Origin of the sequence: Flavobacterium chungangense LMG 26729 (genome assembly GCF_000735715.2) — a bacterium.
Lineage (GTDB): Bacteria > Bacteroidota > Bacteroidia > Flavobacteriales > Flavobacteriaceae > Flavobacterium > Flavobacterium chungangense.
In genome coordinates this window covers 147,450-172,270 of sequence record NZ_JASY01000008.1, presented here as the reverse complement: position 1 = coordinate 172,270, position 24,821 = coordinate 147,450, and the positions used below count along the sequence as shown (strand labels likewise).

At 32.8% G+C, this 24,821-nt stretch carries 32 protein-coding genes; 31 read left to right on the top strand and 1 reads right to left on the bottom strand.

Translation table 11 applies throughout. From position 1 onward, the window contains the following. The 23 genes from rplN (at position 1) to ctlX (ending at position 14,974) form a co-directional block, all read left to right on the top strand. The gene (gene rplN, locus JE46_RS14640; RefSeq protein WP_007803649.1) at positions 1-369 is read left to right on the top strand and encodes a 50S ribosomal protein L14; all 369 of its coding nucleotides are present in this window, start codon (positions 1-3) and stop codon (positions 367-369) included. 11 nt (positions 370-380) lie between these two features. Then, positions 381-695, top strand: coding sequence for a 50S ribosomal protein L24 (rplX, locus tag JE46_RS14635; protein ID WP_007803650.1), 315 nt, complete (start codon positions 381-383; stop codon positions 693-695). Positions 696-697: 2 nt separating this feature from the next. Beyond that, positions 698-1,249 carry a 50S ribosomal protein L5 gene (gene rplE, locus JE46_RS14630; protein WP_017495015.1) on the top strand — a complete coding sequence of 184 codons (552 nt, stop codon included), beginning with the start codon at positions 698-700 and terminating at the stop codon, positions 1,247-1,249. Positions 1,250-1,252: 3 nt separating this feature from the next. Then, positions 1,253-1,522, top strand: a complete 270-nt coding sequence (gene rpsN, locus JE46_RS14625; protein ID WP_031456037.1) for a 30S ribosomal protein S14 — start codon at positions 1,253-1,255, stop codon at positions 1,520-1,522. A gap of 104 nt (positions 1,523-1,626) precedes the next feature. After that, positions 1,627-2,025: a 30S ribosomal protein S8 gene (gene rpsH / locus JE46_RS14620; RefSeq protein WP_007803657.1), complete on the top strand. Its 399-nt coding sequence runs from the start codon at positions 1,627-1,629 to the stop codon at positions 2,023-2,025. Between the two features lie 18 nt (positions 2,026-2,043). Continuing rightward, a complete protein-coding gene (rplF, locus tag JE46_RS14615) occupies positions 2,044-2,586 on the top strand; it encodes a 50S ribosomal protein L6 (protein ID WP_031456036.1) in 543 nt (180 codons plus the stop codon). Positions 2,587-2,597: 11 nt separating this feature from the next. Then, the gene (gene rplR, locus JE46_RS14610; RefSeq protein ID WP_031456035.1) at positions 2,598-2,948 is read left to right on the top strand and encodes a 50S ribosomal protein L18; all 351 of its coding nucleotides are present in this window, start codon (positions 2,598-2,600) and stop codon (positions 2,946-2,948) included. Between the two features lie 3 nt (positions 2,949-2,951). Then, positions 2,952-3,476, top strand: coding sequence for a 30S ribosomal protein S5 (gene rpsE / locus JE46_RS14605; protein WP_085950271.1), 525 nt, complete (start codon positions 2,952-2,954; stop codon positions 3,474-3,476). A gap of 12 nt (positions 3,477-3,488) precedes the next feature. Continuing rightward, a complete protein-coding gene (gene rpmD / locus JE46_RS14600; RefSeq protein ID WP_017495010.1) occupies positions 3,489-3,671 on the top strand; it encodes a 50S ribosomal protein L30 in 183 nt (60 codons plus the stop codon). 11 nt (positions 3,672-3,682) lie between these two features. Next, positions 3,683-4,135 carry a 50S ribosomal protein L15 gene (gene rplO / locus JE46_RS14595; protein WP_017495009.1) on the top strand — a complete coding sequence of 151 codons (453 nt, stop codon included), beginning with the start codon at positions 3,683-3,685 and terminating at the stop codon, positions 4,133-4,135. A gap of 12 nt (positions 4,136-4,147) precedes the next feature. Further along, positions 4,148-5,494 (top strand): preprotein translocase subunit SecY, encoded by a 1,347-nt coding sequence (gene secY, locus JE46_RS14590; protein WP_031456034.1) that lies wholly within the window; start codon positions 4,148-4,150, stop codon positions 5,492-5,494. A 7-nt stretch (positions 5,495-5,501) separates the two neighbouring features. After that, positions 5,502-5,717: a translation initiation factor IF-1 gene (gene infA, locus JE46_RS14585; protein ID WP_007136545.1), complete on the top strand. Its 216-nt coding sequence runs from the start codon at positions 5,502-5,504 to the stop codon at positions 5,715-5,717. 12 nt (positions 5,718-5,729) lie between these two features. Continuing rightward, positions 5,730-5,846: a type B 50S ribosomal protein L36 gene (ykgO, locus tag JE46_RS23860; protein ID WP_002987490.1), complete on the top strand. Its 117-nt coding sequence runs from the start codon at positions 5,730-5,732 to the stop codon at positions 5,844-5,846. Positions 5,847-5,848: 2 nt separating this feature from the next. Continuing rightward, positions 5,849-6,223, top strand: coding sequence for a 30S ribosomal protein S13 (gene rpsM, locus JE46_RS14580; protein WP_031456033.1), 375 nt, complete (start codon positions 5,849-5,851; stop codon positions 6,221-6,223). An 8-nt stretch (positions 6,224-6,231) separates the two neighbouring features. Next, on the top strand, positions 6,232-6,615 hold the full coding sequence (gene rpsK / locus JE46_RS14575; RefSeq protein WP_007803677.1) for a 30S ribosomal protein S11: 384 nt from the start codon (positions 6,232-6,234) through the stop codon (positions 6,613-6,615). A gap of 91 nt (positions 6,616-6,706) precedes the next feature. Beyond that, positions 6,707-7,312 carry a 30S ribosomal protein S4 gene (gene rpsD / locus JE46_RS14570; protein ID WP_031456032.1) on the top strand — a complete coding sequence of 202 codons (606 nt, stop codon included), beginning with the start codon at positions 6,707-6,709 and terminating at the stop codon, positions 7,310-7,312. Positions 7,313-7,333: 21 nt separating this feature from the next. Beyond that, positions 7,334-8,326, top strand: coding sequence for a DNA-directed RNA polymerase subunit alpha (locus JE46_RS14565; protein WP_026109818.1), 993 nt, complete (start codon positions 7,334-7,336; stop codon positions 8,324-8,326). Positions 8,327-8,362: 36 nt separating this feature from the next. After that, positions 8,363-8,854 (top strand): 50S ribosomal protein L17, encoded by a 492-nt coding sequence (gene rplQ, locus JE46_RS14560; RefSeq protein ID WP_031456031.1) that lies wholly within the window; start codon positions 8,363-8,365, stop codon positions 8,852-8,854. 248 nt (positions 8,855-9,102) lie between these two features. Continuing rightward, positions 9,103-10,212 carry a glutamine-hydrolyzing carbamoyl-phosphate synthase small subunit gene (gene carA, locus JE46_RS14555; protein ID WP_031456030.1) on the top strand — a complete coding sequence of 370 codons (1,110 nt, stop codon included), beginning with the start codon at positions 9,103-9,105 and terminating at the stop codon, positions 10,210-10,212. 111 nt (positions 10,213-10,323) lie between these two features. Further along, positions 10,324-11,616: a phosphopyruvate hydratase gene (gene eno, locus JE46_RS14550; RefSeq protein WP_031456029.1), complete on the top strand. Its 1,293-nt coding sequence runs from the start codon at positions 10,324-10,326 to the stop codon at positions 11,614-11,616. Between the two features lie 155 nt (positions 11,617-11,771). After that, positions 11,772-13,049, top strand: coding sequence for a citrate synthase (locus JE46_RS14545; protein ID WP_031456028.1), 1,278 nt, complete (start codon positions 11,772-11,774; stop codon positions 13,047-13,049). A gap of 60 nt (positions 13,050-13,109) precedes the next feature. Next, on the top strand, positions 13,110-14,024 hold the full coding sequence (locus JE46_RS14540) for a dimethylarginine dimethylaminohydrolase family protein (RefSeq protein WP_031456027.1): 915 nt from the start codon (positions 13,110-13,112) through the stop codon (positions 14,022-14,024). 14 nt (positions 14,025-14,038) lie between these two features. Further along, positions 14,039-14,974, top strand: a complete 936-nt coding sequence (gene ctlX / locus JE46_RS14535; RefSeq protein WP_031456026.1) for a citrulline utilization hydrolase CtlX — start codon at positions 14,039-14,041, stop codon at positions 14,972-14,974. A gap of 90 nt (positions 14,975-15,064) precedes the next feature. Here ctlX and JE46_RS14530 read toward each other — a convergent pair whose 3' ends face one another. Then, on the bottom strand, positions 15,065-15,694 hold the full coding sequence (locus JE46_RS14530; RefSeq protein WP_031456025.1) for a MarC family NAAT transporter: 630 nt from the start codon (positions 15,692-15,694) through the stop codon (positions 15,065-15,067). Positions 15,695-15,848: 154 nt separating this feature from the next. On the opposite strand from JE46_RS14530, the gene JE46_RS14525 reads away from it, so the two are divergent. From JE46_RS14525 to JE46_RS14490, 8 genes are all read left to right on the top strand, one after another. Then, the gene (locus JE46_RS14525) at positions 15,849-16,214 is read left to right on the top strand and encodes a CoA-binding protein (RefSeq protein ID WP_031456024.1); all 366 of its coding nucleotides are present in this window, start codon (positions 15,849-15,851) and stop codon (positions 16,212-16,214) included. Positions 16,215-16,378: 164 nt separating this feature from the next. Continuing rightward, a complete protein-coding gene (recR, locus tag JE46_RS14520) occupies positions 16,379-16,999 on the top strand; it encodes a recombination mediator RecR (RefSeq protein WP_031456023.1) in 621 nt (206 codons plus the stop codon). A gap of 69 nt (positions 17,000-17,068) precedes the next feature. Next, positions 17,069-17,857, top strand: a complete 789-nt coding sequence (locus tag JE46_RS14515) for a polysaccharide biosynthesis/export family protein (RefSeq protein ID WP_031456022.1) — start codon at positions 17,069-17,071, stop codon at positions 17,855-17,857. A gap of 16 nt (positions 17,858-17,873) precedes the next feature. Continuing rightward, positions 17,874-20,324, top strand: a complete 2,451-nt coding sequence (locus tag JE46_RS14510; protein ID WP_031456021.1) for a polysaccharide biosynthesis tyrosine autokinase — start codon at positions 17,874-17,876, stop codon at positions 20,322-20,324. 13 nt (positions 20,325-20,337) lie between these two features. Next, positions 20,338-21,321 carry an SDR family oxidoreductase gene (locus JE46_RS14505; protein ID WP_031456020.1) on the top strand — a complete coding sequence of 328 codons (984 nt, stop codon included), beginning with the start codon at positions 20,338-20,340 and terminating at the stop codon, positions 21,319-21,321. Between the two features lie 38 nt (positions 21,322-21,359). Further along, positions 21,360-22,751: a UDP-glucose 6-dehydrogenase gene (locus JE46_RS14500; protein WP_031456019.1), complete on the top strand. Its 1,392-nt coding sequence runs from the start codon at positions 21,360-21,362 to the stop codon at positions 22,749-22,751. Between the two features lie 11 nt (positions 22,752-22,762). After that, the gene (locus JE46_RS14495; RefSeq protein WP_031456018.1) at positions 22,763-23,239 is read left to right on the top strand and encodes a UpxY family transcription antiterminator; all 477 of its coding nucleotides are present in this window, start codon (positions 22,763-22,765) and stop codon (positions 23,237-23,239) included. Positions 23,240-23,510: 271 nt separating this feature from the next. Continuing rightward, positions 23,511-24,794: a nucleotide sugar dehydrogenase gene (locus JE46_RS14490; protein ID WP_031456017.1), complete on the top strand. Its 1,284-nt coding sequence runs from the start codon at positions 23,511-23,513 to the stop codon at positions 24,792-24,794. The last annotated feature ends 27 nt before the right edge of the window (positions 24,795-24,821 follow it).

Here is a 24,821-nt window from a genome sequence, read left to right as displayed (position 1 = left end):
ATGGTACAACAGGAATCAAGACTAAAAGTAGCAGATAACACGGGAGCAAAAGAAGTTTTAACTATCCGTGTTTTAGGAGGTACCAAAAGAAGGTATGCCTCTGTTGGTGACAAGATTGTAGTATCTATTAAAGATGCAACTCCTAACGGTAACGTTAAAAAAGGAGCTGTTTCAACTGCAGTTGTTGTACGTACCAAAAAAGAAGTGAGAAGAGCTGATGGTTCTTATATCCGTTTCGATGATAATGCATGTGTTCTTTTGAACGCTGCAGGAGAAATGAGAGGAACACGTGTTTTTGGTCCGGTAGCAAGAGAACTTCGTGAAAAACAATTCATGAAAATTGTATCATTAGCACCAGAAGTGCTTTAATTCGTTTTAAGATGATAAAGCTAAAAATAAAATCAGGAGATATCGTAAGAGTTATTGCTGGAGACCATAAAGGTGCTGAAGGTAAAGTTTTACGTGTTTACCGTGAGAAAAATAAAGCGATAGTTGAAGGTGTAAACATGGTTTCGAAACATACAAAACCAAGTGCTAAAAACCCTCAAGGTGGTATCGTTAAGAAAGAAGCTTCTATACAAATATCTAACATTTCACTAATTGATCCTAAAACTAAGGAAACAACTAGAGTTGGTATTAGAGTAGAAGGAGATAAGAAAGTAAGATTTTCAAAAAAATCTAATCAAGTACTATAGTAATGGCATATACACCTAGACTAAAAGAAGAATATAAGAGTAGAGTAATCTCTGCTCTTAAAGAGGAATTCGGATATACAAACGTAATGCAAGTTCCAAAACTTGAAAAAATCGTTTTGAGCCGTGGAGTTGGTGCAGCTGTATCAGATAAAAAACTTATTGACTATGCTGTTGATGAGTTAACAAAGATCACTGGACAAAAAGCAGTATCTACAATTTCAAAGAAAGACGTCGCGTCATTCAAATTGAGAAAAGGGATGCCTATTGGAGCAAAAGTTACTTTACGTGGTGAAAGAATGTATGAGTTTTTAGATAGACTTATTACTTCTGCTTTACCACGCGTTAGAGATTTTAGTGGTATCAAAGCTACTGGTTTCGACGGAAGAGGTAACTACAATCTTGGAGTTTTGGAGCAAATCATTTTCCCTGAAATTGATATTGACAAAGTAAACAAAATTTCAGGAATGGATATTACTTTTGTTACTACTGCAAAAACAGACAAAGAGGCAAAGTCATTATTGGCTGAATTAGGATTACCTTTTAAAAAGAATTAAGACATGGCTAAAGAATCAATGAAAGCCCGTGAGGTGAAAAGAGAAAAAACGGTAGCTAAGTACGCTGAAAAAAGAAAAGCTTTATTGGAAGCTGGAGATTATGAAGGCTTACAAAAATTACCTAAAAATGCTTCACCAGTTCGTTTGCATAATCGTTGTAAATTAACAGGCAGACCAAGAGGTTATATCCGTCAATTCGGTATTTCACGTGTAACTTTCCGTGAAATGGCTAATAATGGATTAATTCCAGGTGTAAAAAAAGCATCTTGGTAATCTCATAATTAGTTTGTAGTTTTGCAAACCAAAAAATAATTTTAATTGATTAAAGGTTCGGGAGATGAGTATCTCCCGAAAACCATAATCGCAATCAAATACATATGTATACAGATCCTATTGCAGATTATTTGACTAGAGTTCGTAACGCTGTGGCCGCAAACCACAAAGTTGTTGAAATTCCAGCTTCTAATCTAAAAAAAGAAATAACTAAGATCTTATTTGATCAAGGTTATATCTTAAGTTACAAATTTGAGGACAACACTGTTCAGGGTTCAATCAAAATTGCTTTAAAGTATGATAAAGATACTAAAGAGCCTGTAATTAAAGATATCCAAAGAATTAGTAAACCTGGTTTACGTAAATACGCAGGTGCTGCCAAATTACCAAGAATCCTTAACGGATTAGGAATTGCTATTGTTTCAACTTCAAAAGGTCTTATGACTGGAAAACAAGCGAAACAATTAAATGTAGGTGGTGAAGTAATTTGTTACGTATACTAATTTTAAAGACTAAATAAGATGTCAAGAATAGGTAAAAGCCCAATTGTAATCCCTGCTGGAGTAACTGTAGAAGTTAAAGACGGTATTATTACAGTAAAAGGAAAAAAAGGTCAACTAACTCAGGAGTTTTCGGACGTAACTGTAACAGTTGAAGGCGATCAAGCTTTAGTAGAAAGATCGTCTGATCATAAAGACCAAAGAGCAAAACATGGATTATACAGATCTTTAATCAGTAATATGATTGTTGGTGTATCTGAAGGTTTTACAAAAGAACTTGAATTAGTTGGAGTTGGTTACAGAGCTTCAAACCAAGGTCAAAAATTAGATTTAGCTCTTGGATATTCTCACAATATTGTTTTAGAAGTTGCTCCGGAAGTAGTGGTAGAAACAATATCTGAAAAAGGTAAAAACCCTATAGTAAAATTAACATCATTTGATAAACAACTTTTAGGTCAGGTTGCTGCGAAAATCAGAGGTTTCCGTAAGCCTGAGCCATACAAAGGAAAAGGTGTTAAATTTGTAGGTGAAGTATTAAGAAGAAAAGCAGGTAAATCAGCTTAAAAAATAAGATTATGTCATTAACAAAATCTGATAGAAGACAGAGAATTAGATTCAGAATTAGAAAATCGATTAGTGGTACTGCTGCTAACCCAAGATTATCTGTATTTAGAAGTAACAAAGAAATTTACGCTCAACTTATTGATGATGTGAATGGAGTTACTATTTTAGCTGCATCTTCAAGAGAAAAAGAAATAGGAAAAGGTACTAACGTTGAAGTAGCTGCTGCAGTTGGAAAACTAGTTGCTGAAAAAGCGTTAAAAGCTGGGATTGATACCATCACTTTTGATAGAGGTGGATATTTATATCACGGTCGTATTAAATCATTAGCAGAAGGCGCAAGAGCGGCTGGACTTAAATTCTAATATATTATGTCTAAATACAAAAATGTAGAATTGGTAAAACCAAGTGGTCTTGAACTTAAAGATCGTCTGGTAAGTGTTAATCGTGTTACTAAGGTTACAAAAGGAGGTAGAGCTTTCGGTTTTTCTGCTATTGTAGTTGTAGGTGATGAAAACGGAGTAGTTGGTCATGGATTAGGAAAATCTAAAGACGTTTCTGAAGCAATTGCAAAAGCAGTAGAAGATGCTAAGAAAAATTTAGTAAAAATTCCTTTGAACGGTCAATCTGTTCCTCACGAACAAAAAGGTAAATTTGGCGGTGCACGTGTTTTTTTAATTCCTGCTTCTCATGGTACAGGAGTTATTGCTGGTGGAGCTGTTCGTTCAGTTCTAGAATCAGTAGGTATTCACGATGTATTGTCTAAATCTCAAGGATCATCAAATCCTCATAACGTGGTTAAAGCAACTTTTGATGCTTTATTGCAAATGAGAAGCGCTTATACTGTTGCAAAACAAAGAGGTGTTTCTTTAGAAAAAGTTTTTAAAGGTTAATTCAAGGAAATTATGGCTAAATTATTAGTAAAACAAGTACGAAGCAAAATCAACTGTCCTCTTTCTCAAAAGAGAGGTTTGGAAGCTTTGGGTCTACGTAAAATGGGACAAGTTGTAGAGCATGATTCAAACCCTGCTATCCTTGGGATGATAAACAAAGTTAAACACTTAGTTTCTGTAGAAGAAGCTAAATAACAAATACTGTTATGAATTTAAGTAACTTACAACCAGCTGAAGGGTCAACACACAATCAAAATAAAAGATTAGGTAGAGGAGAAGGTTCTGGAAAAGGTGGTACTTCTGCAAGAGGTCACAAAGGAGCAAAATCTCGTTCTGGTTATTCTAAAAAGATTGGTTTTGAAGGAGGGCAAATGCCACTTCAAAGACGTGTGCCTAAGTTTGGTTTCACAAACATCAACCGTAAAGAATACGAAGGTGTTAATTTAGATACGCTTCAATTATTAGTAGACAATGGTGTTATTACTGATTCTGTTTCAATGACAGATTTCGTAGCAAACCGTCTGGCTACCAAAAATGAAATCGTTAAGATTTTAGGTAGAGGAGAGTTGAAAGCAAAATTAAAAGTAACTGCTCACAAATTTACTGCTACTGCAAAAGCTGCTATTGAAGCTGCTGGTGGAGAGGCTGTAACAATATAATTTTTCTATTGTATGAAGAAATTTATTGAATCAATAAGTAATGTTTGGAAAATCGAAGAACTGAAAAACAGAATCCTGATTACATTAGGTCTACTTTTAGTATATCGTTTTGGAGCACACGTTACGCTTCCTGGAATTGACGCAACTCAATTGACTGGTTTAGCGGGACAAACAAAAAATGGTTTAGGATCTATCTTAGACATGTTCACCGGAGGTGCTTTCTCTAAAGCTTCAGTTTTTGCTTTAGGTATTATGCCTTATATTTCTGCGTCTATTGTTGTTCAGTTAATGGGAATTGCGATTCCATATTTACAAAAACTTCAAAATGATGGAGAAAGCGGTAGAAAAAAGATTAATCAAATTACTCGTTGGTTAACTATTGCTATTACATTGGTTCAAGGTCCTACTTATATTTATAATTTATACAGAACATTACCAGGGAATGCATTTTTGCTTGGGTTTAACTCTCCTGAGTTTTTATTTTCTTCTGTTATTATCTTAGTTACTGGTACTATTTTTGCTATGTGGCTTGGAGAAAAAATTACTGATAAAGGTATTGGAAATGGAATTTCATTATTGATTATGGTTGGTATATTAGCGCGTTTACCACAAGCTTTTATACAAGAATTTACGACTAGAGTTACTAATAATAATGGAGGTCCAATGTTATTGGTTATTGAAATTATTGTATGGTTATTAGTTATTATTTCTTGTGTATTGCTTACAATGGCGGTACGTAGGATTCCTGTACAATATGCCCGTCGTACGACTACAGGAGATTACGAGCAGGACTTAGCTGGCGGTAATAGACAATGGATTCCTCTTAAGCTTAATGCTTCCGGGGTTATGCCAATCATTTTTGCTCAGGCAATTATGTTTATTCCTGCTGCTGTAGCCGGATTGTCTAAATCAGATACATCACAATCTATTGTTGGTGCATTTAGTAATATGTTTGGATTTTGGTATAATTTTGTTTTTGCAACTTTAATTATTGTATTTACATTCTTCTATACTGCAATCACAGTACCTACTAACAAAATGGCCGATGATTTAAAAAGAAGTGGTGGTTTTATTCCGGGTGTTAGACCTGGAGCTGAAACTTCTGACTTTCTTGATAAAGTGATGTCTTTAATAACTTTCCCTGGATCTTTATTCCTTGCTTTAATTGCTGTGTTCCCAGCTATTGTTGTAAGTATTATGGATGTACAACAATCTTGGGCAATGTTTTTTGGAGGTACCTCTTTAATAATTATGGTTGGAGTTGCAATAGATACTATTCAACAAATCAATTCATACTTGTTAAACAAACATTATGATGGTTTAATGAAGACTGGTAAAAATAGAAAAGCAGTAGCTTAATATATTTATGGCAAAACAATCAGCAATAGAACAAGACGGATCAATTATTGAAGCATTGTCAAATGCTATGTTCCGTGTAGAATTAGAAAATGGACATATTGTAATTGCTCATATTTCTGGTAAAATGCGTATGCATTACATCAAATTATTACCTGGTGATAAAGTGAAACTGGAAATGAGTCCTTATGATTTGTCAAAAGCAAGAATTACTTATCGATATTAAAGGATATTCACTATGAAAGTTAGAGCATCAGTAAAAAAGAGAAGTGCCGAGTGCATTATCGTGCGTAGAAAAGGGAGACTGTACGTAATAAACAAAAAGAATCCTAGATTTAAACAAAGACAAGGATAATTATGGCAAGAATAGCAGGGGTAGATATCCCAAAAAACAAAAGAGGTGTTATAGCACTTACCTACATCTTCGGATTAGGAAGAAGCAGAGCTATTGAGATTTTAGAGAAAGCTCAAGTTAGCCAGGATAAAAAAGTTCAAGATTGGAATGACGACGAGATCGGAGCAATTCGTGATGCTGTTGGATTTTACAAAATTGAAGGAGAATTGCGTTCTGAAGTTTCTTTAAACATCAAACGTTTAATGGATATTGGATGTTACAGAGGTATCCGTCATAGATCTGGTCTTCCGTTGAGAGGGCAAAGAACTAAAAACAACTCTAGAACAAGAAAAGGTAAAAGAAAAACTGTTGCTAACAAGAAAAAAGCAACTAAATAATAAGTAATATGGCTAAAGCAACTGCAAAAAAACGTAAAGTTATCGTTGAATCAACGGGTGAAGCTCATATTTCTGCCACTTTCAACAATATCATTATTTCTTTGACTAATAAGAAAGGTGAAGTTATCTCTTGGTCTTCAGCTGGTAAAATGGGTTTCAGAGGTTCTAAAAAGAATACTCCGTACGCAGCTCAGATGGCAGCAGAAGATTGTAGTAAAGTAGCTCTTGAGGCAGGACTTAAAAAAGTTAAAGTTTATGTAAAAGGGCCAGGAAACGGGCGTGAGTCTGCTATCCGTTCTATTCATAATGGTGGAATTGAAGTTACAGAGATTATCGATGTTACTCCAATGCCTCACAACGGATGTCGTCCTCCAAAGAGACGTAGAGTTTAATAATATATTTAAGTATAACAAGGTAGAATAAACGATTATCGAAGGATTTGACCTGAATTCATAATCTCTATCTTAAATTTAATTTTTAGAAATGGCAAGATATACTGGTCCTAAAACTAGAATTGCTCGTAAATTTGGCGAAGCAATCTTCGGAGATGACAAATCTTTCGAAAAAAGAAATTACCCACCTGGACAACACGGGATGGCTAAAAAAAGAGGTAAAAAATCTGAGTATGCTGTTCAGTTAATGGAAAAGCAAAAAGCTAAATATTCTTACGGAATTTTAGAAAAACAATTCAGAGGTTTATTTAAAAAAGCATCAGCTACTAAAGGTGTTACTGGTGAAGTTCTTTTACAATTATGTGAAGCAAGATTAGATAATGTTGTTTTTAGAATGGGAGTTGCTCCATCTCGTAGAGGTGCCAGACAATTAGTTTCTCACAGACACATTACTGTAAATGGAGAGGTTGTAAACATTCCTTCTTACCACCTTAAGCCTGGTGATAAAGTTGCAGTTCGTGAAAAATCTAAATCTTTAGAAGCTATCGAACGTTCTTTGTCAAATTCAAGTCATGTTTATGAATGGATTACATGGAATAATGATCTTAAAGAGGGAACTTTCGTTTCTGTACCTGCAAGACTTCAAATTCCAGAAAACATTAAAGAACAATTAATCGTAGAGTTGTACAACAAATAATAATTGACTTAGTCGAAATTTATGGCAATATTTAATTTTCAAAAGCCCGATAAAGTTATCATGATCGATTCAACCGATTTTGAAGGTAAATTTGAATTTAGACCTTTAGAACCTGGTTACGGATTGACAGTTGGTAATGCACTTAGAAGAGTTTTGCTTTCAGCATTAGAAGGTTATGCAATTACATCTGTTCGTATCGAGGGTGTAGATCATGAGTTTTCTACTATTTCAGGTGTTGTTGAAGATGTTACCGAAATTATCCTTAATCTAAAACAAGTACGTTTCAAACGTCAAATTGAAGACATCGATAATGAAGCAGTTACTATTTCTGTTTCTGGTAAAGATCAATTAACAGCAGGTGATTTTCAAAAATTTATCTCAGGTTTTCAAGTTCTTAACCCAGATCTTGTTATCTGTAATTTAGATTCTAAAATCAAATTGAATTTCGATTTAACAATCGAAAAAGGTAGAGGATACGTACCTGCTGAGGAGAACAAAAAACAGAATGCTGCAATTGGAACTATTTTTACAGATTCTATTTTTACTCCGGTAAAAAATGTAAAATATGCAATTGAAAACTTCCGTGTTGAGCAAAAAACAGATTACGAAAAATTAGTTTTTGAAATTAAAACTGATGGCTCTATTAATCCAAAAGATGCTCTTACTGAAGCTGCTAAAGTTTTAATTCACCACTTCATGTTGTTCTCTGACGAAAGAATTACACTCGAGGCTGACGAAATTGCACAAACAGAATCGTATGATGAAGAGTCATTGCATATGAGACAATTGCTTAAAACTAAGCTTGTTGATATGGATTTATCTGTGAGAGCATTAAATTGCTTGAAGGCGGCTGAAGTTGATACACTTGGTGATTTAGTATCGTTCAATAAAAATGACCTAATGAAATTCCGTAATTTTGGTAAAAAATCTTTAACTGAACTTGATGAACTTGTTGCAGTTAAAAATTTAACTTTCGGAATGGACTTAGCTAAATACAAATTAGATAAAGAATAATTCAATCCCGCTTGCGGGGTTAAATTTAAAATAGCAATGAGACACGGAAAAAAATTCAATCACTTAAGCAGACAGACTGGACATAGAAAAGCTATGTTGGCTAATATGGCTTGTTCTCTTATCGAGCACAAACGTATTAACACCACTGTTGCTAAGGCTAAAGCGCTTAAACAATTTGTTGAGCCTTTAATCACAAAATCAAAAGAAGATACGACTCACAACCGTCGTATTGTTTTTGCTTACTTACGTAGCAAATATGCGGTAACTGACTTGTTCAGAGATGTAGCTGCTAAAGTTGGAGACCGTCCAGGTGGATACACTCGTATCATTAAAGTTGGAAATCGTTTGGGAGATAACGCTGATATGGCGATGATCGAACTTGTAGATTTCAATGAACTTTACAATGGTGGTAAAAAAGAAGTTAAGAAAGCAAAAAGCCGTCGTGGTGGTAAAGCTAAAAAAGCTGAGGAGACAACTCCGGAAGCTCCTGCTGCTGAATCAGAAACGACTACTGAAGCTTCTGAATAATTATGAAAGTAATGATTCTATAGAAATCAAGGATAAGCTAATTTTTAGTTTATCCTTTTTTTTTTGATTTTTTTAGAAAGAAAATAAAATTTAACTTATTTAGGAATTTAGGTTTTATTTTTATTAATGAAATTTTTAAAAAATTTTGGAGGCACTCTTTTAAAAAAGTAAATTTGCAAAATATCTAATTAAAAATAATGAGCTATTGCTTGTTTATAAGACGATAAAAAAAACAATACAATTAAAGAATGAAATACACGACACGACAAAGCGCCATTTTATTACTAAGTGATGGGACTATTTTTCATGGGAAATCTATCGGTATTAGCGGTAAAACTTTTGGTGAAGTTTGTTTTAATACAGGAATGACCGGGTATCAGGAGATTTTTACAGATCCTTCATACTTTGGGCAAATATTGGTAGCTACAAATGCGCATATTGGAAATTATGGTGTTAATGATTTGGAAATTGAATCGGATAGCGTTAAAATTGCTGGTTTAGTTTGTAAAAACTTTAGCTTTAATTATTCAAGAGAAGATGCTTCGGGAAGTTTAGAAGATTATTTTACAAAACAAAATTTAATCTGTATTTCTGATGTTGATACAAGAGCTCTTGTAAGTTATATCCGTGATAATGGAGCAATGAATGCTGTTATTTGTACAGACGGAACTTCGATTGATGAATTGAAAAAAGAATTGGCTAATGTACCAAACATGGAAGGTTTAGAATTAGCGTCAAAAGTTTCAACTAAAGAACCTTATTTTTTTGGTGATGAAAATGCTACTTATAAAATATCTGCTTTAGATCTTGGAATTAAAAAGAATATTTTGAGAAATCTTGCAAAAAGAGATTGTTATATCAAAGTTTTTCCTTATAATTCAACATATGGAGATTTGACTGCCTTCAGCCCTGATGGTTACTTTTTGTCAAATGGGCCTGGAGATCCCGACCCTCTATTTAGTGCTATACAAGTTGCTAAAGAAATTATAGCAGATGATAAACCATTATTTGGAATCTGTTTGGGTCATCAGGTTATAGCTTTGGCTAACGGAGTTAAAACTTATAAAATGTTTGGAGGTCATCGTGGAATTAATCATCCTGTAAAAAATATTATTACTGGAAAAGGTGAAATAACTTCTCAAAATCATGGATTTGCTGTAAAAAGAGAGGCTTTGGAAGGTCATCCAGAATTAGAGATTACACACGTGCATCTTAATGATGATACAGTTGCGGGAATGCGTATGAAAAATAAAAATTGTTTTTCAGTGCAGTATCATCCTGAAGCTAGTCCTGGGCCGCATGATTCGTCTTATTTGTTTGATCAATTTGTTGATAACATAAAATCTGCAAAGGTCTAAAACGATGTAGTTAATAAATAAAGATGTTTAATGATAAAAATGCGTTTTTAGTATTAAATATTTTTATACTTTCGAAAAAAAATTATATTTTATTAATAAAAAACAAAAATAATGAGTATTATAATTAAAGTTCACGCAAGACAAATTCTTGATTCCAGAGGGAATCCTACTATTGAAGTTGATGTAGTAACTGAAAATGGTGTATTAGGTAGAGCGGCTGTTCCGTCTGGAGCATCAACTGGAGAGCACGAAGCTGTTGAATTACGTGATGGAGGTAAAGCTTATCTTGGAAAAGGAGTTTTGAATGCAGTGAATAATGTAAATACTGTTATTGCTGAAGAATTGGTTGGAACTTCTGTTTTTGAACAAAATACTATTGATCAATTAATGATTGATTTAGATGGAACACCAAATAAATCTAAATTAGGAGCTAATGCTATTTTAGGAGTTTCACTTGCTGCTGCAAAAGCTGCTGCTAATGAACTTGGATTACCATTATATAGATACGTAGGTGGGGTTTCTGCTAATACATTACCAGTTCCGATGATGAATATCATCAACGGTGGTTCTCACTCTGATGCGCCTATCGCATTCCAGGAATTTATGATTTTCCCTGTAAAAGCAACATCTTTTACACATTCTATGCAAATGGGAACTGAAATTTTCCATAGTTTGAAAAAGGTACTACACGATAGAGGTTTAAGTACTGCTGTTGGTGACGAAGGAGGGTTTGCTCCAAACTTGGCAGGAGGAACAGAGGATGCTCTTGATACTATCAAACTAGCTGTGGAAAAAGCAGGTTATACTTTCGGTGACGAAATTATGATCGCTCTTGACTGTGCTGCATCTGAGTTTTATGTAGACGGCAAATATGATTACACTAAATTTGAAGGAGAAACCGGAAAAATCAGAACTTCTGAAGAGCAAGCAGATTATTTAGCTGAACTTGCTGCTAAATACCCAATTATTTCTATCGAAGATGGTATGTACGAAGATGATTGGGATGGATGGAAATATTTAACTGAAAAAATTGGAGATAAAGTTCAATTAGTTGGAGATGATTTATTCGTAACTAACGTTGCTCGTTTGTCAACGGGAATTGAAAAAGGTATCGCTAACTCAATTTTAGTAAAAGTAAACCAAATTGGTACTTTGACAGAAACTATTGCTGCAGTAAATATGGCTAAAAATGCGGGTTATACTTCAGTAATGTCTCACCGTTCAGGAGAAACAGAAGATAATACAATCGCAGATTTGGCTGTAGCTTTAAATTGTGGTCAAATTAAGACAGGTTCTGCTTCTCGTTCTGATCGTATGGCAAAATATAATCAATTGTTGAGAATCGAAGAAGAATTAGGAAGTACTGCTTATTTTCCTGGGTTAAACGCTTTTAAGATCAAGTAATTGTAGCGTTATATTCGTAAAATCAAACCATTCGTATAAACGAGTGGTTTTTTTTTGGGGTTTTAACAAATTCATAGCATTATTCCTTTTTTAATTAGTCTTAAATTCCTTAGATTTGATAAATTATTATTTTAAAGAATTATTTCCCATATATTATGTCAAAAATAGCTACATTAGAAGTAGATGGTAAGAAAATTGAGCTTCCGGTAATCACAGGAAGTGAAAATGAATCCGCTATCGATATTAACAAATTACGTGATTTAACTGGTATTATTACTATTGATCCTGGTTATAAAAATTCTGGTTCATGCAAAAGTGAAATCACTTTTCTGGATGGAGAATTAGGAATTTTACGTTACAGAGGGTATTCAATTGAAGATCTTGCAGAGAAAGCAAGCTTCTTAGAGGTTTCTTATCTTTTGATTTTTGGAGAATTACCAACCGCTGCACAATTAGAGGATTTCGAAAATAATATTAAAAAGCATTCTTTGGTAAACGAAGAAATGAAAAATATTATTGACGGTTTTCCAAAAACTGCTCATCCGATGGGGGTTTTATCTGCTTTGACAAGTGCTTTAACAGCATTTAATCCTAAAGCAGTAAATGTTGATAACGAAAAAGAAATGTACGAAGCTATTTGTAAAACAATGGCTAAATTTCTCGTAATTGCTACATGGACTTACAGAAAGTCAATGGGGTATCCTTTAAACTATTATGACAATACAAAAGGATATGTAGAAAGCTTTATGCAATTAATGTTTAAATTGCCTACAGGTCCTTACTCTGCAAATCCGATAATTGTTAATGCATTAGATAAATTATTTATTCTTCATGCAGATCACGAACAAAACTGTTCTACATCTACAGTAAGAATGGTTGGATCTTCTCATGCTGGTTTATTTGCTTCGGTTTCTGCAGGAGTTTCTGCTCTTTGGGGACCTCTTCACGGAGGGGCAAACCAGGCAGTTCTTGAGATGCTGGAAGATATTAATAAAGATGGTGGAGATACAGATAAGTTTTTAGCGAAAGCGAAAGATAAAAATGACCCATTCAGATTAATGGGGTTTGGTCACAGAGTTTATAAAAACTTTGATCCAAGAGCTAAAATCATCAAAAAAGCGGCTAAAGAAGTTTTGGAAACGTTAGGTGTTGAAGATCCGATTTTAGATATTGCCAGAAAATTAGAAACTGCAGCTCTTGAAGACGATTACTTCAAATCAAGAAACTTGTATCCAAACGTTGATTTCTATTCTGGAATTATTTACAGAGCATTAGGTATTCCAACTGATATGTTTACTGTAATGTTTGCTATTGGTAGATTACCGGGCTGGATTGCACAATGGAAAGAAATGCGAGAAAATAAAGAACCAATTGGAAGACCAAGACAAATTTATACTGGGCATCCATTGAGAGATTTTAAGTCAAATAAATAAAATTGAAAGCTTCACTTAACTGTGAAGCTTTTTTTATATTTGCAACAAAATATAACATATATGTTGCAATTAAATATAAAGAACGAAACCTCAAGATTACGTGCTGTAGTTTTGGGTTCTGCTGTTCATAATGGGCCAACTCCTTCAATAAGGGAAGCTTATGATCCTAAATCATTGGAACATATTAAAGCAGGTACTTATCCTGTAGAAAAAGATATGGTTGCTGAAATGGATGCTTTTAATGCTGTTTTTCAAAAATACGATGTAGTGGTTTATCGTCCGGAAATGATAGAAAATTACAATCAGATTTTTGCCAGAGATATTGGTTTTGTAATTGATGATGTCTTTGTGAAATCAAATATTTTACCTGACAGAGAACGAGAACTTGATGCAATTCAATATGTTATTGATCAGGTTGATCCTTTAAAAGTGCTTCGTCCGCCAGAGGAAGTTCATATTGAAGGTGGTGATGTAATGTTATGGAATGATCATATTTTTATTGGAACTTATAAAGGGAGTGATTATAAAGATTATATAACAGCAAGGACTAATATGGAAGGAGTAAACTATATTAAAAATTTGTTTCCGAATAAAATTGTCAAGGAATTTGATTTGGTTAAATCTAAAATTGAAGCCCGAGATAATGCTTTACATTTAGATTGCTGTTTTCAGCCTGTAGGAAAAGATAAAGGGATTATTTATAAAAGAGGTTTTCGTGAAGAAGCTGATTATATGTATTTGGTAAATCTTTTTGGAAAGGAAAATTTATTTCATATCGAAAGAAACGAAATGTATAATATGTTTTCGAATGTGTTTTCGATTGATGAAAAAGTTGTGGTTTCAGAAAAAAACTTCACGCGTTTAAACAATTGGTTACGTGCAAATGGTTTTATAGTCGAAGAAATTCCGTACGCAGAAATTGCAAAACAAGAAGGATTGTTGAGATGCTCAACTTTGCCATTAATTAGAGATTAATTTTATTTTAAGATATGAAACAAACTACTCACTCGATTGTAATGATTCGTCCAGTTGCTTTCAGAATGAATGAACAGACAGCAGTAAATAATTATTATCAAAAAGTTTTAGACGGCCTTTTACCAAGTACAGTAAATGCAAAAGCACAACAGGAGTTTGATGAATTTGTAGAAAAATTGAGAGCAGTTGGAGTTGATGTTACCGTTATAGAAGATACCTTAGAGACAGATACACCAGATAGTATTTTTCCAAATAACTGGGTGTCGTTCCATGAAAATGGAGAGGTAGTCTTGTATCCAATGTTTGCTGAAAATCGCCGTCAGGAACGTCGCGAAGATATTTTGGATATTTTGGAAGAAAAAGGTTTTGAGATCAGTGATATTATGGATTATACATCTGCGGAAGAGGATGGTATTTTTCTCGAAGGAACGGGAAGCTTACTTTTGGACAGAGCTAACGGAAAAGCATATTGCGCCTTATCACCTCGTGCAGATGAAGAATTGTTTATCGAATTCTGCGAAGATTTTGATTATGCTCCGGTAATTTTTGAAGCTTTCCAGACTGTTGACGGTGAACGTAAATTGATTTACCATACGAATGTTATGATGTGTATTGGTCAAACTTTTGCGGTTATTTGTGCAGATTGCATTGATGATAAAAAAGAGCGTAAAATGGTCTTGGAAAACCTAAAAGCAGATAATAAAGAAATTATTTTAATTACGGAAGCACAAGTAAATAATTTCGCAGGTAATATGTTGGAGGTCCGGGGATCAAATGATAAAAAGTATATCGTTATGAGCTCATCGGCTTATAACAGTTTAACAATAAAACAAATTGAACAATTACAAAAGCATGCTGAAATTTTAAGCTCGGGTCTCGATACAATTGAAGCCTGTGGCGGAGGTAGTGCCAGATGTATGATGGCAGAAGTGTTCTTGCCAAGAGGTTAAAGTTAAATTTTCAATAAAAAAATCCAAATTCCAAATTCCAAAAGCTGAATGCAGTGGGATTTGGAATTTTGTGTTTAATATTCGAAGGAGTTACATCAAATTTGCTTTAACAATATTAATAATAGAACTAACAATATATTGAATTCCAATTGCAATTACAATGAAACCAATAATTCTGGAAATAGCGACAATACCTGAAGCGCCTAATATACGAGCTAAATAATGAGCGCTTTTTAAGATAACAAAAATGGTAATTGCTATAGCTAAAATAGCTAAGCTGGAAATTATTATTTCATTTACTTCATGATGCTCCTGGTAAAAAGCAATTAGTAAAGAGATAGATCCAGGGCCAGCCAGCATTGGAATTGCCAATGGAGTTAATGCAATATCATTCCTTTTTTGAGCATCGTTTTCTACTTTTTTATTAATTCCTCTTTTCTTGCTGATTTTCCCGGATAATAATGAAAAACCTGAATTTAAGATCACAAGGCCACCAGCAATACGAAGTGCATCAATACTAATTCCAAAAAAAGTTAAAACATATTGTCCAATAAAAAATGAAACAATTAAAATAATGAAAACATTAATAGCTGTCCATAAGGATATTCTGGAACGCTCACTATCTGAATCATCATGAGTAAGCCCTACAAAGATAGGAACAGTACCAATTGGATTTAAAACAGAGAAAAGAGCAGCAAATAAATAAATGAATAAATCCATAATGTTTTCGATTGATAAAGTAAAAATAATCAAATTTTAAGATTTTACTCGAATACGATGTTAGGATATTGTTTTTTTGTCTTTAATAGCTCTAAATCAAAAGAGGAAGGTATTTCAGCCTTTTTTGATTACTTTTGTGGCTTATTCAGAAATAATGAAAAATAAAAAAACTTTAGTTTTAGGTGCAACAACAAAACCTGAACGTTATGCTTTTAAAGCCATAAATATGTTGACTCAAAAAGGGCATACAGTTTTAGCAATAGGACAAAAAGCAGGTGAAGTTGCAGGTGTGAAAATTTATACCAAAGCAATTCCCGTTAAAAATATAGATACAGTAACCTTATATTTAAACCCGGCTCGTCAGCGTGATTATTATAATTATATTATCGAAGCACAGCCGAAGCGAGTAGTTTTTAATCCCGGAACTGAAAATCCCGAGTTTTATCAGTTACTTGAACTTAATAATATCAAAGCAGAGGTTGCTTGTACTTTGGTTTTGTTGGCAACAAATCAATATTAGTTTTCTTAGAAGTTATTTCCTGTTATGTACTATGTCTTTTTTGTCAAATGAGGTGCAAAAGGATTTTTAATAGGGTTAGAAATCACTTTTAAGATCGCTTTGTGATACTATGTATGTTTAAATTGTAAGTCCTTCCAAACCATATAAATTATTATTTTTGTTTCATGGAATTTTCTTCAAAATTAATAGAAAAAGCAGTCAATGAAATGTCTCAATTACCTGGGATTGGTAAACGTACGGCGCTTAGACTGGTGCTTCACTTATTGAAACAACCCAAAGAGCAGACAGGCTTTTTATCTCAGGCACTATTAAATATGCGTGAAGATATTAAATTTTGCGAAAGCTGTCACAATATTTCAGATACAAAAGTTTGTGAAATATGTGCTAATTCTTCTAGGAATCATCAGACTATTTGTGTTGTAGAAGATATCAGGGACGTGATGGCTATAGAAAATACAGCTCAATATAAAGGGATTTATCATGTTTTAGGAGGTAAGATATCTCCAATTGAAGGAGTTGGACCAAGTCAGTTGAATATAGCAACTTTAGTGGAAAAAGTAAAACTAGGCAAAGTTGTTGAAATTATTTTTGCATTAAGTTCCACCATGGAAGGAGATACCACAAATTTCTATATTTATAAACAAATTGCCGATTCTGAAATTATAATATCTACAATAGCGCGAGGGATTTCCGTGGGAGATGAATTAGAATATGCTGATGAAGTTACGCTCGGCCGAAGTATTTTGCATCGTATTCCTTTCGAAAAAACTTTCAAAAATAATTAAATAATACAAACTGAGTAAGATTTCCTTAAGATTAAAGGAATGGTTATATTTGCTTATAAAATTTTTAAAATGACAAAAAACTGTTTTTATTTATTATTAATTAGTACGTTTTTTACATCGTGTATCCCAGTAAAAGATTTAGTCTATTTACAGGATAAAGGAACCGTTGGAAATGAAACTACTGTTTCATCAATTGTATTAAAACCTTACAGATTGCAAGTCAACGATATTTTGAATATAGATATTAAAGCGATAGACCCTAAGTTGGTTGCAATTTTTAAATCTACTGAAGTTGAAAATAGTATGGGTAAATCGGAGTCACAACTATATTTTAATGGTTTTACTGTTGATGATCATGGGAATATAAGAATGCCTATTTTAGGGGAAATAAATGTAATTGGATATACTCTCGAAGAAGTACGTGTGAAGATTGAGAAAAAATTACTGGAGGAATATTTTAAAACAGAAGCAAATATTTTTCTTACTGTAAAATTAGCGGGTTTTCGATATACAATAAATGGAGAAGTAGGGATTACAGGTACTAAAACATTATTTCAGGAACGTGTAAATATCATGGAAGCTATTGCCAATGCTGGAGATATCACTACTGTTGGTAATCGTAAAGCAGTTACTGTAATACGTCAAACACCTACAGGAGTACAAATGAATGATATTGATCTCACAGATGAAAATGTAATGAAATCACCATACTATTATTTACAGCCTAATGATTATGTTTACGTTAAGCCGCTAAAGCAAAAAACGTGGGGTACTGGTCAGACAGGAATTCAATCTGTTGGTACAATTATAACTTTGTTATCTTTGGCCACAACGGTTTATTTATTGTTGAAAAATTAAAAAGTAAATACAAGAGATGTTAGACATAAAAGATTTTTCAATTTTTGAAAATCATCCCAGTTTTGATTTTAAAGGCTTTTTGCTGAAAATCGCTGGTTATTGGAAATTGTTTTTGGTGAGTTTAATTATTGCATTTACGATAGCTTATCAGGTTAATATTCGTAAGGAAAAGATTTATGCCATGCAGACCTTAATTTCGATAAAAGAAGAGAGTAATCCTTTCTTTACCTCGAATACAAGCTTGGTTTTTAATTGGGGAGGTATTTCTGATCAGGTAAGTGGTGTTTCGACTATTTTGCAATCGAGATCACATAATGAATTGGTAGTGGATAAATTACAGTATTATATTGATTATCTAGCGAAAGGCGAATATAATATGGTCGATGTATATGGTGCGGTCCCTTTTTATGTTAATATAGATAAAACGAAGCCTCAATTAACAGGAATATTAATTAGTGTTAAATTTTTAAGTCCTAATGAATATGAGATTAGAATTCCATTTGAGAATAATTCGGTTTCATTGCTTACTTATTCAAATAATACTTATAGCAGTACTGCCGTTCAGCCTGTTGAATTCTTAAAAAAGTATAAAGTTGGGGAACAAGTTGTATTGCCATTTTTGAATTGGAAACTTGAAATAACTGATAATCCTGGTTTCTATAAAGGAAAAGAATATTTTGTCAGATTTAATGATTTCGATTCTACCGTTTCACGTTATCGTGGAATTGATGTTAATTCTGAGGAAAAAGGCGGATCTATACTTACACTATCGATGCAGGGTACAAATAAAGCACGGATGGTTGAGTATTTAAATTCCACAGTCAAAATGTTAATCAAAATTCAATTAGACGGTAAAAATCAGTTTGCTACAAACACTATAGCATTTATTGATAGCACTCTTGTGTCTATGGAATCTCAGTTGAAAGAAACCGGAAATGAACTTAAATCTTTTCGAAAAGATAAAAATATATATGATATTGAAGAAGGTGGAGCTAAGTTTTCAGATAAAATTTTAAATTTTGATGTTGAAAAAGATGCGGTAGCACGAAAAATTGCGTACTATAATTCGTTAAAAGCCTATCTTAAAAACAGTGTTGATTATTCTAAATTACCAGCACCATCCGTTGCAGGAATTGAAGATCCGAATATTGTTACGAATGTTTCTAAACTTATTGCTTTATCAACCCAAAGATCTGAAATGTCTTATGCAGTAAAAAGTGATAAGATTTTTAAAGATTTCGATAATCAAATGATGGCTGTGAAAAATGTTTTGCTTGAAAATATAGCCTCAGCCAAGTCTTCTTTGCAATATGATTTAGCTTTAGTTAATAATAAAATTGGTGAAGCAGAGAGTAAAATCAAAAAACTTCCTGAAGAACAACAAGAATTACTGAAGATTAAAAGGAAATATGATTTAAGTGATAATATTTATAGTACATTTCTCCAGAAAAGAAATGAAGCTGATATTGTAAAAGCTTCTAATTTATCAGATATTCATTTTATAGATCCTGCGAAAGATATTGGAGGAGGTTTAATTGGTCCCAAAACTTCTGTTAATTATGTGTTAGCTTTGTTTTTAGGGTTTTTAATTCCTCTAATTATTGTTTTCATATTTTTCTTTATTAATAATACAATTCAAAATACAGAAGATATTAGTAAACAAACACAAATTCCGTTAATAGGGGTTGTGGGTATTAATAAAGAGAACACCAATCTAGCGGTTTTTGAAAAACCAAAATCAGCATTGTCGGAAGCTTTTAGAGGTATACGTTCTTCATTACAGTTCTTATACAAAAAAAAGCAGTTAGACGGAGCAAAAACGCTAATGATTACTTCATCAATAAGTGGAGAGGGAAAGACGTTCTGTTCTATAAATATTGCGACTGTATTTGCCTTAAGCGAAAAAAAGACAGTTATAATAGGTTTAGATTTAAGGAAACCACGTCTGGCAGATGAATTTAATATGGTAAACCAGTATGGGGTAGTTAATTATTTAATAAAGCAAAAAACACTTCCAGAAATAATAAATAAAACTCAGATTCCGTATCTTGATGTTATTTTATCAGGTCCAATTCCTCCAAATCCTTCAGAATTAATTATAAGTGAAGTGATGGGTGAATTGATTGAGGAGCTTAAGAAAACATACGATTATATTATATTGGACACACCTCCGGTTGGACTTGTTTCGGATGCTTTAGAACTAGTGCAATTTAGTGATGTTACTTTGTATGTGGTGAGACAGAATTATTCAAAAAAGGAAATGATTACATTGTTAAATAACCGTGTCAAACGAGGAGAGTTGAATAATGTTAGTATAGTTTTAAATGGTTTTGAAAATAAAGCTAAATACGGGTCAGCATATGGTTATGGTTATTATGGAGGTTATGGAACGTATTCAAACGGTTATCATGAGGAAGAGGAGAAAGTAGGTTTTTTTAAAAGTGTTTTTAAAAAATTTAAAAAATAATAATTTGAAATAGATGGGAGCAGTTATTCAAAACACTATTTTAATAACAGGAGGAGCTGGTTTTATTGGTTCTAACTTATGTGAATATTTTTTAAATTCAGGACACAAAGTAATTTGTTTAGACAATTTTTCAACTGGACATTATCATAATCTGGAAGAATTTATTGTAAATCCGAATTTTAAATTAATTGAAGGAGATATTCGAAATATATCTGATTGTAATTTAGCTGTTAAAGAAGTAGATTATGTGTTGCATCAGGCTGCGTTAGGCTCTGTTCCAAGATCAATAAATGATCCAATTACTACAAATGATGTAAATGTTACGGGTTTTTTAAATATGTTGGTAGCTGCCCGTGATGCAAAAGTAAAGCGATTTATTTATGCTGCAAGTTCTTCAACCTATGGCGATTCTGAAGGATTGCCTAAAGTAGAAGAAGTAATTGGTAAACCTTTGTCTCCTTATGCAATAACTAAATATGTCAATGAATTGTACGCTGAAATTTTTAGCAAACAATATGGGCTTGAAACTATAGGTTTGCGCTATTTTAATGTGTTTGGAAGAAGACAGGATCCAAAAGGGGCTTATGCAGCGGTGATTCCAAAATTTGTCATGCAATTAATGAATTACGAAAGTCCGGTAATTAATGGAGATGGAAATTATTCAAGAGATTTTACTTATATTGATAATGTAATACAGATGAATGCTCTCGCAATTTCATCGAATAACTCTGCCGCAATCAATAATATTTATAATACCGCGTTTGGAGATAGGAATACTTTAAATGATTTAGTTGAATATTTAAAAAAATATTTAGCCGTATATGATTCAAAAATAGCAACTGTGCCAATTATCTATGGTGAAACTAGAGCTGGAGATATACCCCATTCATTAGCAAGTATAGATAAGGCTAAAAAATTATTAGGATATAATCCCAAATATTCCTTAGAAGACGGGCTAAAAGAAGCACTGAGCTGGTATTGGAATAATTTAAAATAAAAGGAAACATAATATATAAGAAGTATAATATATAAAATATGAAAATCACAAAAATTTGTTGCATCGGTGCAGGTTATGTAGGAGGTCCAACTATGGCAGTAATTGCACAAAAATGTCCACATATTCAAGTAACTGTTGTCGATTTGAATGAACAAAGAATTAAAGATTGGAATGATCCAAATACGGATAATATTCCAATTTATGAGCCGGGCCTTTCTGAAATTGTGGCTGAAGCAAGAGGGAGAAATCTTTTCTTCTCAACCAATGTTGAAGAAGCTATTGATGAAGCTCAGATTATTTTTATATCTGTAAATACACCTACTAAGACTTATGGTAAGGGTAAAGGAATGGCAGCAGATTTGAAATTCATAGAATTATGTGCCAGACAAATAGCAAAAGTTTCAAAAAACAATAAAATAGTTGTTGAAAAATCAACTTTGCCTGTTCGTACTGCTGAAGCAATAAAAAGTATTCTGGATAATACAGGAAATGGTGTTCAGTTTCAAATTCTTTCTAATCCGGAGTTTTTAGCAGAAGGAACTGCTGTTACAGATTTACTAAATCCTGATAGAATTCTTATTGGAGGAGATTCAACTCCTGAAGGAGAATCTGCAATTAATGCTTTAGTTGATGTTTATGCTAATTGGGTTAGTAAAGATAAAATCTTAACAACAAATGTTTGGTCGTCTGAATTGTCTAAACTTACTGCAAATGCTTTTTTAGCTCAACGTATTTCATCAATAAATGCAATGTCTGAGTTGTGTGAGAAAACTGGTGCCGACGTAAGCGAAGTAGCACGTGCTATTGGAATGGATAGTCGTATTGGTTCTAAGTTTTTGAAGGCATCTGTTGGATTTGGAGGTTCTTGTTTTCAAAAAGATATATTGAATTTAGTTTATATAGCAAAATCTTACGGATTAAATGAAGTTGCCGATTACTGGGAGCAAGTAATCATCATGAATGATTATCAAAAGAGAAGATTTTCAAATAAAATCGTTCAGACTTTATACAACACAGTGGCCGATAAAAAAATAACTTTCTTAGGTTGGGCGTTTAAAAAAGATACAAACGATACACGCGAATCTGCAGCAATATATGTAGCAGACGATTTGATTAACGAACAGGCTAAGATTTCGGTTTATGATCCGAAAGTTTCAAGAAATAAGATTTTAAGTGATTTAGATTATTTAGAAGCAAGAAAATCTTCCGCGAATGCAGATGCTGTATTAACATTTGAAGATTCTTACGAAGCTTGTAAAGGAGCTCATGCCATCGCAATACTTACAGAATGGGATGAATTTACACAATACGATTGGCAAAAAATATATGATTCTATGCAAAAACCTGCTTTTGTTTTTGATGGAAGAAATATACTAAATGCAAAAGATTTAAAATCAATTGGCTTTATTTATAATGGAATAGGTTCTTAAAAATAAATTACATGAATTGGTATGTTGTTTATACAAAACCTAAATGGGAAAAAAAAGTAGCTGAAAAGTTAAATGAAATAGGAATTGAATGCTACTGCCCTTTAATTACTCAGATAAAACAATGGTCTGACAGAAAGAAAAAAGTTGAAGTTCCTCTTTTTAATTCTTACGTTTTTGTTCAATTGTCTGATGCAGACAGAAATTTGGTATTTCAGGTGGCAGGTGTGATCCGTTATTTGTTTTGGTTAGGAAAAGCAGCAATTGTTCGAAATGAAGAAATTACAACGATAAAAAAATGTCTTTCAGATACAAGTATTTCTGATGTTTCAGTGGTGTCTTATAAAAAGGGAGATAAAATAAAATTGGAAGCTGGGGTTTTCAGTAGTCAGAATGCAGTTATTCAGGAAGTGACAAATACTCATTATATTCTTGTTTTAGAATCTTTAGGATGTATTTTGAAAATAAAATATAAAAAAGATGTTGATTGAATATACTGAAGAATGAAAAGCTTGAAAAAAGCAAAAAATCACCAAACTTAGTGATTTTTTGCTTTTTTTTTAGAAGTATTTTCTTTTGTTTGTTGACTTTGAGGCTGTTAAATTTATTTATTTAATAGGATAATCATAAGATTTTTTAAGGGTTGATAAAATTGACTTATTGTACTATATTTGCTGAAATTGAATTTTTCGATATTCAGGTCATTAGTGTGACTGTGAATCGCGAAGCCGTACCATGTCAAAAACGAAATTAAGGAAAAAGATGAATAATAACGTAAAAATTGCCGTTATTGGATTAGGTTATGTAGGGTTGCCTTTAGCTCGTTTATTTGCTACAAAATATCCTGTAGTAGGTTTTGATATTAATGAATCAAGAATTACAAGTTTAAGGCAAGGTACTGATTCAACATTGGAAGTTGAAGATGCTATTTTGCAAAGTGTATTAGTTGATAGTACAAACAAAACAAAAGGACTTTATTGCACTGACGATATAAATAATATTGCAGATTGTAATTATTTTATAATAACCGTTCCTACTCCTGTAGACAGAAATAATCGACCTGATTTAACTCCTTTATATAAAGCAAGTGAAACTGTAGGTAAAATGTTAAAACAAGGAGATATTGTAATTTATGAATCAACAGTGTATCCTGGAGTTACTGAGGAGCAATGCGTACCGGTTTTAGAAAAAATATCAGGATTAAAATTTAATGTAGACTTTTTTGCAGGATATTCGCCAGAAAGAATTAATCCCGGTGATAAAGAACATACGGTAGAGAAGATTCTGAAGATTACCTCCGGTTCTACTGCTGAAACAGGTTTAAAAGTTGATGAGCTTTATAAATCAGTTATTACCGCGGGAACTTATCTTGCACCAACAATAAAAGTTGCTGAAGCAGCCAAAGTAATTGAAAATTCACAACGTGATATTAATATTGCTTTTGTAAATGAACTTGCTAAAATATTTAACTTAATGAATATTGATACACAAGAAGTATTAGCTGCTGCGGCTACGAAATGGAATTTCCTTCCTTTTAAACCAGGTTTGGTAGGAGGACACTGTATAGGTGTAGATCCTTATTATTTAGCACAACGAGCACAAGAATTTGGTTATCATCCTGAAATAATTTTAGCTGGGCGGCGTTTGAATGATAGTATGGGCGAATACATAGCATCTCAGGTTGTGAAATTAATGATAAAAAAAGGTATTTCAGTAAATAATGCTGAGCTTTTAATGCTTGGAATTACTTTTAAAGAAAATTGTCCAGATGTTCGGAATACTAAAATTGTAGATGTGGTAAGGGCATTAAAAGAATATGGTATTTCGGTTACAATATATGACCCAATAGCAAATATTGAAGAAGTTAAAAAAGAATACGGATTAAAAACGATAAATATTTTTCCGAAAGAAAAATTTGATGCAATAGTTTTAGGAGTTGCACATTCTGAATTTTTAAACTTAGATTATTTTGAGATTCAAAAAACAAATAGTTTGATATATGATGTAAAAGGAGTTTTAGGAACTATAGCTGATAATAGACTGTAGCCTAAAACTTTTTTATTTAAAATAAAA

Coding starts and splice junctions, on each gene's coding strand:
- rplN (WP_007803649.1), top strand. CDS start 1: ATGGTACAACAGGAATCAAGACTAAAAGTAGCAGATAACACGGGAGCA.
- rplX (WP_007803650.1), top strand. CDS start 381: ATGATAAAGCTAAAAATAAAATCAGGAGATATCGTAAGAGTTATTGCT.
- rplE (WP_017495015.1), top strand. CDS start 698: ATGGCATATACACCTAGACTAAAAGAAGAATATAAGAGTAGAGTAATC.
- rpsN (WP_031456037.1), top strand. CDS start 1,253: ATGGCTAAAGAATCAATGAAAGCCCGTGAGGTGAAAAGAGAAAAAACG.
- rpsH (WP_007803657.1), top strand. CDS start 1,627: ATGTATACAGATCCTATTGCAGATTATTTGACTAGAGTTCGTAACGCT.
- rplF (WP_031456036.1), top strand. CDS start 2,044: ATGTCAAGAATAGGTAAAAGCCCAATTGTAATCCCTGCTGGAGTAACT.
- rplR (WP_031456035.1), top strand. CDS start 2,598: ATGTCATTAACAAAATCTGATAGAAGACAGAGAATTAGATTCAGAATT.
- rpmD (WP_017495010.1), top strand. CDS start 3,489: ATGGCTAAATTATTAGTAAAACAAGTACGAAGCAAAATCAACTGTCCT.
- rplO (WP_017495009.1), top strand. CDS start 3,683: ATGAATTTAAGTAACTTACAACCAGCTGAAGGGTCAACACACAATCAA.
- secY (WP_031456034.1), top strand. CDS start 4,148: ATGAAGAAATTTATTGAATCAATAAGTAATGTTTGGAAAATCGAAGAA.
- infA (WP_007136545.1), top strand. CDS start 5,502: ATGGCAAAACAATCAGCAATAGAACAAGACGGATCAATTATTGAAGCA.
- ykgO (WP_002987490.1), top strand. CDS start 5,730: ATGAAAGTTAGAGCATCAGTAAAAAAGAGAAGTGCCGAGTGCATTATC.
- rpsM (WP_031456033.1), top strand. CDS start 5,849: ATGGCAAGAATAGCAGGGGTAGATATCCCAAAAAACAAAAGAGGTGTT.
- rpsK (WP_007803677.1), top strand. CDS start 6,232: ATGGCTAAAGCAACTGCAAAAAAACGTAAAGTTATCGTTGAATCAACG.
- rpsD (WP_031456032.1), top strand. CDS start 6,707: ATGGCAAGATATACTGGTCCTAAAACTAGAATTGCTCGTAAATTTGGC.
- JE46_RS14565 (WP_026109818.1), top strand. CDS start 7,334: ATGGCAATATTTAATTTTCAAAAGCCCGATAAAGTTATCATGATCGAT.
- rplQ (WP_031456031.1), top strand. CDS start 8,363: ATGAGACACGGAAAAAAATTCAATCACTTAAGCAGACAGACTGGACAT.
- carA (WP_031456030.1), top strand. CDS start 9,103: ATGAAATACACGACACGACAAAGCGCCATTTTATTACTAAGTGATGGG.
- eno (WP_031456029.1), top strand. CDS start 10,324: ATGAGTATTATAATTAAAGTTCACGCAAGACAAATTCTTGATTCCAGA.
- JE46_RS14545 (WP_031456028.1), top strand. CDS start 11,772: ATGTCAAAAATAGCTACATTAGAAGTAGATGGTAAGAAAATTGAGCTT.
- JE46_RS14540 (WP_031456027.1), top strand. CDS start 13,110: ATGTTGCAATTAAATATAAAGAACGAAACCTCAAGATTACGTGCTGTA.
- ctlX (WP_031456026.1), top strand. CDS start 14,039: ATGAAACAAACTACTCACTCGATTGTAATGATTCGTCCAGTTGCTTTC.
- JE46_RS14530 (WP_031456025.1), bottom strand. CDS start 15,694: ATGGATTTATTCATTTATTTATTTGCTGCTCTTTTCTCTGTTTTAAAT.
- JE46_RS14525 (WP_031456024.1), top strand. CDS start 15,849: ATGAAAAATAAAAAAACTTTAGTTTTAGGTGCAACAACAAAACCTGAA.
- recR (WP_031456023.1), top strand. CDS start 16,379: ATGGAATTTTCTTCAAAATTAATAGAAAAAGCAGTCAATGAAATGTCT.
- JE46_RS14515 (WP_031456022.1), top strand. CDS start 17,069: ATGACAAAAAACTGTTTTTATTTATTATTAATTAGTACGTTTTTTACA.
- JE46_RS14510 (WP_031456021.1), top strand. CDS start 17,874: ATGTTAGACATAAAAGATTTTTCAATTTTTGAAAATCATCCCAGTTTT.
- JE46_RS14505 (WP_031456020.1), top strand. CDS start 20,338: ATGGGAGCAGTTATTCAAAACACTATTTTAATAACAGGAGGAGCTGGT.
- JE46_RS14500 (WP_031456019.1), top strand. CDS start 21,360: ATGAAAATCACAAAAATTTGTTGCATCGGTGCAGGTTATGTAGGAGGT.
- JE46_RS14495 (WP_031456018.1), top strand. CDS start 22,763: ATGAATTGGTATGTTGTTTATACAAAACCTAAATGGGAAAAAAAAGTA.
- JE46_RS14490 (WP_031456017.1), top strand. CDS start 23,511: ATGAATAATAACGTAAAAATTGCCGTTATTGGATTAGGTTATGTAGGG.